Annotated in this window: 7 protein-coding genes; 2 read left to right on the forward strand and 5 right to left on the reverse strand. The window is 70.8% G+C overall.

Translation table 11 applies throughout. The features are described from left to right. Nucleotides 1-54: 54 nt before the first annotated feature. Complete coding sequence (gene gyrB, locus AB0C17_RS11800; RefSeq protein WP_357478246.1) at nucleotides 55-2,001, reverse strand: DNA topoisomerase (ATP-hydrolyzing) subunit B; 1,947 nt, start codon at nucleotides 1,999-2,001, stop codon at nucleotides 55-57. 548 nt (nucleotides 2,002-2,549) lie between these two features. On the opposite strand from gyrB, the gene AB0C17_RS11805 reads away from it, so the two are divergent. Together AB0C17_RS11805 and AB0C17_RS11810 are read left to right on the forward strand one after the other, a co-directional pair. After that, nucleotides 2,550-3,104, forward strand: a complete 555-nt coding sequence (locus AB0C17_RS11805) for a hypothetical protein (RefSeq protein WP_120572509.1) — start codon at nucleotides 2,550-2,552, stop codon at nucleotides 3,102-3,104. 68 nt (nucleotides 3,105-3,172) lie between these two features. Next, complete coding sequence (locus tag AB0C17_RS11810) at nucleotides 3,173-3,412, forward strand: hypothetical protein (RefSeq protein ID WP_357382168.1); 240 nt, start codon at nucleotides 3,173-3,175, stop codon at nucleotides 3,410-3,412. On the opposite strand, the gene AB0C17_RS11815 is transcribed toward AB0C17_RS11810, so the two are convergent. Genes AB0C17_RS11815 through dnaN form a run of 4 tightly spaced genes read right to left on the reverse strand, consistent with a single transcriptional unit; the run spans nucleotide 3,403 to nucleotide 7,194 of the window. Further along, on the reverse strand, nucleotides 3,403-4,008 hold the full coding sequence (locus AB0C17_RS11815) for a DciA family protein (protein ID WP_357382166.1): 606 nt from the start codon (nucleotides 4,006-4,008) through the stop codon (nucleotides 3,403-3,405). The genes AB0C17_RS11810 and AB0C17_RS11815 overlap by 10 nt on opposite strands. Beyond that, nucleotides 4,001-5,131 (reverse strand): DNA replication/repair protein RecF, encoded by a 1,131-nt coding sequence (gene recF / locus AB0C17_RS11820; RefSeq protein WP_357382164.1) that lies wholly within the window; start codon nucleotides 5,129-5,131, stop codon nucleotides 4,001-4,003. Before recF ends, AB0C17_RS11815 begins: the two co-directional genes overlap by 8 nt. 16 nt (nucleotides 5,132-5,147) lie before the next feature. Continuing rightward, on the reverse strand, nucleotides 5,148-6,020 hold the full coding sequence (gnd, locus tag AB0C17_RS11825) for a phosphogluconate dehydrogenase (NAD(+)-dependent, decarboxylating) (RefSeq protein WP_357382162.1): 873 nt from the start codon (nucleotides 6,018-6,020) through the stop codon (nucleotides 5,148-5,150). A gap of 40 nt (nucleotides 6,021-6,060) precedes the next feature. Further along, nucleotides 6,061-7,194: a DNA polymerase III subunit beta gene (gene dnaN, locus AB0C17_RS11830; protein ID WP_357382160.1), complete on the reverse strand. Its 1,134-nt coding sequence runs from the start codon at nucleotides 7,192-7,194 to the stop codon at nucleotides 6,061-6,063. Nucleotides 7,195-8,746 lie beyond the last annotated feature (1,552 nt).

Consider the following 8,746-nt stretch of genomic DNA (forward strand, 5'->3'; position numbering starts at 1 on the left):
CTCTGTGGACTTCCGGGCCGGCCGGTGGATGTCCGGCCGGCCCGGGCGCGTCCGTCAGATGTCCAGGAACCGCACGTCCTTGGCGTTGCGCTGGATGAACGACCGGCGAGCCTCGACGTCCTCGCCCATCAGGACGCTGAACAGCTCGTCCGCCGTGGCGGCGTCGTCGAGCGTGACCCGCCGCAACGTACGCGTCCCCGGGTTCATCGTGGTCTCCCACAGCTCGGGGTAGTTCATCTCGCCGAGACCCTTGAACCGCTGGATGTCGTCCGGGCGGGCGTTTGGCTTCTTCTGCTGGCGCAGGGCGATCAGCCCGTCGCGCTCGCGGTCCGAGTACGCGTACTGGGCGTCGTCGCCCTTCTTGTTCCACTTGATCTTGTAGAGCGGCGGGGCGGCCAGGTAGACGTGGCCCAGCTCGACCAGCGGCCGCATGAAGCGGAACAGCAGGGTGAGCAGCAGCGTCTGGATGTGCTGGCCGTCCACGTCGGCGTCGGCCATCAGCACGATCTTGTGGTAGCGCAGCTTCTCGATGTCGAAGTCGTCGTGGATGCCGGTGCCGAGCGCGGTGATCAGCGCCTGCACCTCGTTGTTCTTCAGCACCCGGTCGATGCGGGCCTTCTCGACGTTGAGGATCTTGCCGCGGATCGGCAGGATCGCCTGGACGCGCGGGTCGCGGCCCTGCTTGGCCGAGCCGCCGGCCGAGTCGCCCTCGACGATGAAGACCTCGGACTCACGCGGGTCGGTGGACTGGCAGTCGGCCAGCTTGCCGGGCATCGAGCCGGACTCCAGCAGCGACTTGCGCCGGGCGAGCTTGCGCGCCTGCTGGGCGGCGATCCGGGCGCGCGCCGCCTGGGACGCCTTCTGGATGATGATCTTCGCTTCGGCCGGGTTGCGGTCGAACCAGTCGACGAGCGACTCGTTGCAGACCCGCTGCACGAAGCCCTTGACCGGGGTGTTGCCCAGCTTGGTCTTGGTCTGGCCCTCGAACTGCGGGTCGGTGAGCTTGACCGAGATGATCGCGGCCAGGCCCTCGCGGATGTCCTCACCCGAAAGGCGCTCGTCGCCCTTGAGCAGCTTCTTCTCGGCGCCGTAGCGGTTGACGACGCTGGTCAGCGCGGCCCGGAAGCCTTCCTCGTGGGTGCCGCCCTCGTGGGTGTTGATGTTGTTGGCGAAGGTGTAGACCGACTCGCCGTACGACTCGTTCCACTGCATGGCGATCTCGACCGACATGCCCGTCTCCTCGGCGCCGAACTCGACCACCGTCTTGTGGATCGGGCTCTTGGAGGCGTTGAGGTGCCGGACGAAGTCGGCGATGCCGCCCTCGTAGTGGAAGGTGACCTCGCGGGTCTTGCCGTCCTCGTCCTCCGGCACCCGCTCGTCGAGCAGGTGGATGGTGAGACCCCGGGTGAGGAAGGCCATCTCCTGGAGGCGGCGGTAGATGGTGTGGAAGTCGAAGTCGACCGTCTCGAAGACGTCCGGGTCGGGCCAGAAGGAGACGGCCGAACCGGTGCGGTCGGTCTCCTCGCCCTTCTCCAACGGCGTCGGCTTGGAGTGGTGGTATTCCTGCCGCCAGACGAAGCCGTCCTTGTGGATCTCCACGGCCATCCGGGTGGACAGCGCGTTGACCACGGAGACGCCGACGCCGTGCAGGCCGCCGGAGACGGCGTACGCCTTGCCGTCGAACTTGCCGCCCGCGTGCAGCACGGTCAGGGCGACCTCGACCCCCGGCTTCTTCAGCTTGGGGTGCAGGTCGACCGGGAAGCCACGGCCGTTGTCGGTGACCCGGACACCACCGTCGGCCAGCAGCACCACGTCGATGGTGTCGCAGTGCCCGGCCAGCGCCTCGTCCACCGCGTTGTCGACGACCTCCCACACCAGGTGGTGCAGACCGCGCTCGCCGGTGGACCCGATGTACATACCGGGCCGCTTCCGGACCGCTTCCAGGCCCTCGAGCACGGTGATGGACTCGGCACCGTACTTCTTGTTGTCCTCCGCTGCCACGCTCGGCCACTTTCTCGCACCGGCCGCGCGTGGGCGCGGAGGCGCGGGTTCGGCGGACAGGACACGACGTCGGCGCGCATGGTCCGCCCCTGGGGTCGCCAGGCTCGGATCACGTGCGCCGGGCGCCGCGGTTGCCCGCGGATCGCGATCGGCTCGGACCCGATGCGGGACTATGATCGAGGGCTCATGCGGGCCCCTGTCCGTCGCTCCGTCTCGGGTCTTTCGTCTCGCCCTCAATCTTACTGTGCGGAGCCGACCAAACCGCCACTCGGCACCCTCTCCGGGGCGGCTGAGAATGCCGTAGCCGGACGAACCGCGCCGCCCACGACTCCCCCCACACGCCAACGGGCCGTTACCGCGCCACCGGCCACCGTGAGCCGGGACGGTCTTCCGGCCGGGGTCGGCGGACACACCCGCCCGGGGGTCGCGGCCGGGCCCGGCGTGCCGTAGCTTTTGCGGCGCCGCCGTTGCGGTCTTGATCTTTTGCGCCCGGAACCGGGACGATCGTCGGAGATGGTCCGAAAACGCTTCGTGAGAGGTGACGCCAGATGGGGCTGGACAACGTCGCGGTGCACTGGCCGCGGACCGGCCGCTTCTACGACCCGGTCGCGCCGGCTGAGTTCGTGGACTTCGGCGAGATCGTGGACATGCCCCGGATCTCCGCGCCGACCGCGGCGCTCGCCGAGCTGATCGCCAAGACCGGCACGGTACGCGCGACCGCGTACACCGAGTTGGTCGACCTGATCCTCGGCCTGGAGAATGTGCTCTACGCCACGGAGAACGCGGTCGAGGACGAGGACCCGGTGATCGACCCGGACGGCTGTTCCTGGATCGCCGAGGGCGTGGAGAAGTTCGTCGCCCGGCACCGGCCGTACGGCGAGCCGGTCACGTTCGAGTCGGTGAGCGAGGTGCTGCGCGCGCTGCTCGGCGACGGCCGGCTGGCCGAGCAGCAGCTCCGCTGGCTGGACAGCCGGCTGGACCGGCTACGGGACGAGAACGGCGATCCGCCGCAGTGGAACTTCACCTGCGCCGAGCTGAGTGTGCTGGCCGCCTTCTACCGGCGCTGCGCGGAGCGGGGCTTCGCGGTCTACGCCGACGCCTGACCGCACCCGCCACAGCCGGGTGGTGTACCAATTGTGGTGCACGAACCCCGCGACGGAGAGGGCGGCCGATGAGCGACGACGAGCAGGTGGGCGACGCCTCCGGCAAGGGTGGCCGCCTGCTGGGCTGGGTCTTCCAGAACCTCGCCGGCCCCTCCCAGGTGCAGGGCGCGGTGCAGGGCGGCTCGAAGCTGGCCCGCGAGGCGTGGAAGCAGGACCTGGAACGCCGCAAGCAGTGGAGCCGCGAGCAGCGCGAACTCAAGCGCGCCCGGCGGGAGGCACGGCGTTCGGGCGGTGTCGATCAGCCGTAGGTGTCGCGGGGGCCGCGCCCGCGTACCCGTCGAGGGCCGCGCGACCACGACGGCGCCGCCGGCCCGTGGATGTGCAGCTTGCGCACCACGTTGTGGCCCACCTCGCTGGCGATCTGTTTGAGCAGCGAGCCCGCCAGCAGGCGCAACTGCGTCGCCCACGCCGTCGAGCGGGCCTCAACTGTCAGCTCGCCGTCCTCCAGCTTGACCGGGCGGCTGTGCTGCGCGACCTCCGCGCCGACCACCTTCTCCCACGCGCCGAACACAGTCGCCTCGGCCGCCGGCTGCTGCCAGCCGCGCGCCTTCATCAGCTTGTCCAGCACCGCGCCGAGCGGCTGCGGGTCGCGCGGGTCCGGCCCGGGGCCCGAGTAGCCGCGCAGCCGCTTCTCGCCGTCGCCGCGGACCGCGCCGCGCCGTCGCGGGGCCGCCGCCTGCCGCCGGGCCTTCGCCGCGTCGAGCACGGCCCGCGCCAGTTCCGGCCCGCTCGCGCCCTCCGGCGGGTTCGCGGCCGGCTCACCGCCCGCCGGATTTCCCGGGGTACGCGCGTCGCGCCCCGGCCCGAGCCGCGCGGGCGGGAGCCGCACCTCGTCGTCAGACACGCCGCACCGTCCCGTCGCCCACCGTGTACCGGGTGCCGCGCAGGGTCGCCGGCACGTCGTCGTCCACAGCACAGGTGACCAGAAGCTGACTGGCGCCGCCGACCAGCTCGGCCAGCCGCTCCCGGCGGCCGGTGTCCAACTCGGCGAAGACGTCGTCGAGCACCAGCACCGGCTCGATCCCGTCGGCGCGCAGCAGGTCGTACCCGGCCAGCCGCAGCGCCAGCGCGTACGACCAGGACTCGCCGTGGCTCGCGTACCCCTTGGCGGGCAGCGGGCCGAGCGACAGCGCCAGGTCGTCGCGGTGCGGGCCGACGAGCGTGGTGCCGCGCTCGATCTCGGCGGCGCGGTTCGCGGTGAGCGCGGCGGTGAGCGCCTCCGCCAGCGCCGCGCGGTCGGCGCCGGGTTCGGGCAGCTCCACCGAAGGCCGGTACGCGATGCCCGCCGCGCCGCGGCCGGCCGCCACCGCGTCGTACGCCTTCGCCACGTGCGGGGTCAGCGCGGCGACCAGCTCCAGGCGGCCGGCGAGCAGGTCCGCGCCGTGCCGGGCCAGATGCGCGTCCCACACGGCCAGCGTCGACAGGTCGCCGCCGCGGGTTCCCCCGGTCTTGCGAGCGAGGTACGAGGTACGCAGCAGCGCGTTGCGTTGCTTGACCACGCGCTCGTAGTCGGCGCGTACCCCGGCGTAGCGGGGCTGGCGGGTGACCAGCAGGTCGTCCAGGTAGCGGCGGCGTTCGGCCGGGTCGCCTCGGACCAGTTCCAGGTCCTCCGGCGCGAACAGCACCAGGCGCAGCGCGCCGAGGACGTCCCGGGCGCGGCGGGCCGGGGACCGGCCGAGCCGGGCCCGGTTGGCCTTGCCCGGGACGATTTCCAGCTCGACCAGCAGCTCCCGGCCCTCGTGCACCACGGCGCAGCGGATCACCGCCGAGGCGGCGCCCATCCGCACCAGCGGGGCGTCGGTGGCGACCCGGTGCGAGTCCAGGGTCGCCACGTAGCCGAGCGCCTCGACCAGGTTGGTCTTGCCGACGCCGTTGGCGCCGACGAGCACGTTCGGGCCCGGCTCCAGGTCGACGCCGACCCGCTCGTAGGAGCGGAAGTCGACCAGTTCGAGCCGGCGAACGTACACAGCCTGTGGATACCGGTCAGCGCTTGTGGACGGCGTGTCCGCCGAACTGCTGGCGCAGCGCGGCGACGGCCTTCATGGCGGGCGAGTCGTCCTGCCGGGAGGCGAACCGGGCGAAGAGCGACGCGGTGATGACGTTGAGCGGCACGGCGAGCCGGACCGCCTCGTCCACGGTCCAGCGGCCCTCGCCGGTGTCCTCGGTGTAGCCGCTCAGCTCGGCCAGCTCCGGGTCCTCGTCGAGAGCCCGGTCCAGCAGGTCGAGCAGCCAGGACCGGACCACGGTGCCCTCGCGCCACGATTTGAACACGCCGGGCACATTCGTCACCAGCTCGGAGGCGGCCATCAGCTCGTAGCCCTCGGCGTAGGCGTGCATCAGGCCGTACTCGATGCCGTTGTGCACCATCTTGGCGTAGTGGCCGGCGCCGACCGGGCCGGCGTGCACGAAACCGAACTCGCCCTCGGGCTTGAGCGACTCGAAGATCGGCATGAGGCGCTCGACGTGCTCCTGCGCGCCGCCGACCATCAGCGCGTACCCGTTCTGCCGGCCCCAGACGCCGCCGGAGACGCCGACGTCGAGGTAGCCGATGCCCTGCTCGTTCAGCCGCTCGGCACGCGGTGCGTCGTCGCTGAACCGGGAGTTGCCGCCGTCGATGATGATGTCGCCCTCGCCGAGCACACCGGCGAGCTCGTCGATGGTGGCGTCGGTGACGCCGGCGGGGACCATCACCCAGATCGCGCGGGGCGACTGGAGCTTCTCGGCCAGCTCGGCCAGGCTCGCGGCGTCGCTGATCTCCGGGTTGTGGTCGTAGCCGACCACCTCGTGCCCGGCGTCGCGCAACCGCTCCCGCATGTTGCCGCCCATCCGGCCGAGTCCTACCAGGCCGAGCTGCATCTGCTCCTACCTCCGTACGTCAGGGTCGTGCTGCCTGCGATCAGCGGGACACGCGGATCGGCATGATGAGGTACCGGTACCCCGGGATGACCTCGCCATCCTCGCCGGCCGGGGAGATGACCGCGGGCTTGAACGCGTCGACGAACCGGAGCAGCGCGTGCTGCGCGCCCAGGTTGGTCAGACCGTCGATGAGGTACTGCGGGTTGAACCCGATGGTCAGCGGCTCGCCGCTGAAGGTGGCGTCCATGGCCTCGCTGGCCCGGGCCTCCTCGGTGCCGCCCGCCTCGACCACCAGACCGTCAGCGCTGAAGCTGAGCAGGACCGGTGTGGTGCGCTCGGCGACCAGCGCGACGCGCTTGACCACCTCGATGAGCGAGGAGACGGCGACACGGGCCTCGGCGTTGTGGTCGGCCGGGAACAGCGACCGCACCGGCGGGTAGTTGGCGCCGTCGAGCAGCCGGCTGGTGGTCCGGCGGGTGCCGCCGGAGAAGCCGATCATGCCTTCACCGGCACCGCCGGAGGACAGCGCCATGGTGACGTGGCCGCCGAGCGGGCCGAGCGCCTTCGCGGTGTCGTGCAGCGTGCGGGCCGGCACCAGCGCGTTGAGGCTGATCTCCGGGTCGTCCGGGTTCCACTCCATCTCGCGCAGCGCGAGGCGGTAGCGGTCGGTCGCGAGCATGGCCATCGTGCCGCCGCTCAGCTCGATGCGTACGCCGGTCATCATCGGCAGCGTCTCGTCGCGGCCGGCGGCCACCGCCACCTGGGCCACGGCGGCGGCGAAGGCGGCGGCGTCCACGGTGCCGGCGCTCTCCGGCATCTCCGGCAGCGTGGGATAGTCCTCCACCGGCATGGTGGGCAGCGTGAACCGGGCGCTGCCGCAGACCAGCTCCAGGTGGGCGCCGACGGCGGCGATGTCCACCGGCTTGGCCGGCAGGGCCTTGGTGATCTCGGCGAGCAGACGGCCGGAGACCAGGGCGGCGCCGTCCGCGTCACCCTGCACCTCGACGGTCACCTGGCTGGAGACCTCGTAGTCGAAGCCGGAGACCTGGAGGTTGCCGTCGGTCACCCGGAGCATCACCCCGGCCAGCACCGGTACGGAGGGTCGGTTGGGCAGGCTCTTGGCGGTCCACGCGACCGCCTCGGCGAGCGCGTCGCGCTCCACTCGGAACTTCATCAATGCCTCCGCGTCGACGTCAGCGACAACTCTCTCATGCCGACCGCTGCCACCCGTCCCGCCCGACCGTGCGGGTACCCATCGCACCTTAGGGCGCGCGGGCATCGGCTGTGCGCCCGACCCCGTGGATCCAGGTGCCCGGGCGACTGCCGACGGCAGTGCTTCGGCCCGATCCACAGGAAGTCCAACGGTGATGATTGGTTTTTGTTGTTTAGAAGAGATAACTCATCGTCTTCATCGCACCTGTGCAAACTGTGGAGAACCCGCGTCCGCGCAGCTCAGACACGTTATCTACAGGTGGTTTGGCTGTGGAGAACCAGGGGTAAAACTCGTGTCCCGGTCCACAGCCCTCGCCAGCCGCCGGGTTTTCCACGGCTGTCCACCGGTTGTCCACCGGTAATCCACCGGTTTTCTCCCCAGCTCTGTGGACAACCGTGGCAGCGCCGACGACCGCTATCCCCAGAACCTTCAACAGCCCGCCCACAGGCCGGCCACCGTCTGGGGACAACGTGACAGTCGTCCCCAGGCGTCCACAGGCTCGTCCCCAGGAGTTGTCCACAGTCTGTGGGTAACCGGCCGAGTGCGAAGCGTGGTTGTCCACCGCCTGTGACACAGGGGCTGTGGACAACGGGTACGAGCTGTGGACAAGCACGGGACCGATCCTCGGCCCTCCACCGGGGCGAGGGTCAACAAGTTCCGTTGTCGGCTTGCCGCCACTCGCCCGACCCGGCCCGTGGCGCCCTCCAACGACGTCGCCTCACTCACGTGAGCCGGCGCGCCGACCCGGCTTCCGGCCGATGCTCCCGCTCCCGCTTATGCGCGTGCTCGCGTCGATCATGAGGTTGACGGCCTCGGGCGTCCGATTTGTCGCCGGTAACCTCATGATCGATCGTCAGCCCGTCAGCCCGTCAGCCCGTCAGCCCGTCAGCCCGTCAGCCCGTCAGCCCGTCAGCCCGTCAGCCCTGGTAGACGGGCGGACTCGCGGACCAGGGAATGGCTGGACGAGGCGCACTCACCGCGGCGCTGACTCTTGGTCGCCCCGCGCGGCCAACTACGGCTGCCCGTCTCCGACCTTGTTCCCAAGGCCCGGCTGCCGGTTCAGCTCCGGCTTCTCGCTCCGCTCCGGCTCCGCACTGGCCTTCCACTTCGGCCTGCTTCGGCTGGCTCTGCGCGATCTTGGTATGAAACGGCCGCCACAGGGGCGTAGAGCCTCCAAGATCTGCGGCGGAGCCCACCCTTCGCTCCGGACGAAGCGTGTCGAGCGGCCAAGCGGCGCGTCGATCACGGTCTTGGCGCCCCAGGCGGGACCAACCCAACCCCAGCTACGCCCCCGCGCCCGGCTTCTCCTGTTGACCAAGGAGTTTTGGTCGGAAAACACGTGCCCGGCCTACACAAACTCCTTGATCACCGCCGAAGTGGCCGGGCGGTGAGGGCGAGAGGCGAGAGGCGGGCAGGGTTAGGGCCTGTGTCGAAGTCGGTCACAGCCATTCGTTGATGGCGGCGACGTGCACGGTGGCCGCGTAGCGCACGGCGAGTTTGTCGAAGCGGGTGG

This window comes from Micromonospora sp. NPDC048887, from assembly GCF_040649715.1.
Taxonomy (GTDB): domain Bacteria; phylum Actinomycetota; class Actinomycetes; order Mycobacteriales; family Micromonosporaceae; genus Micromonospora.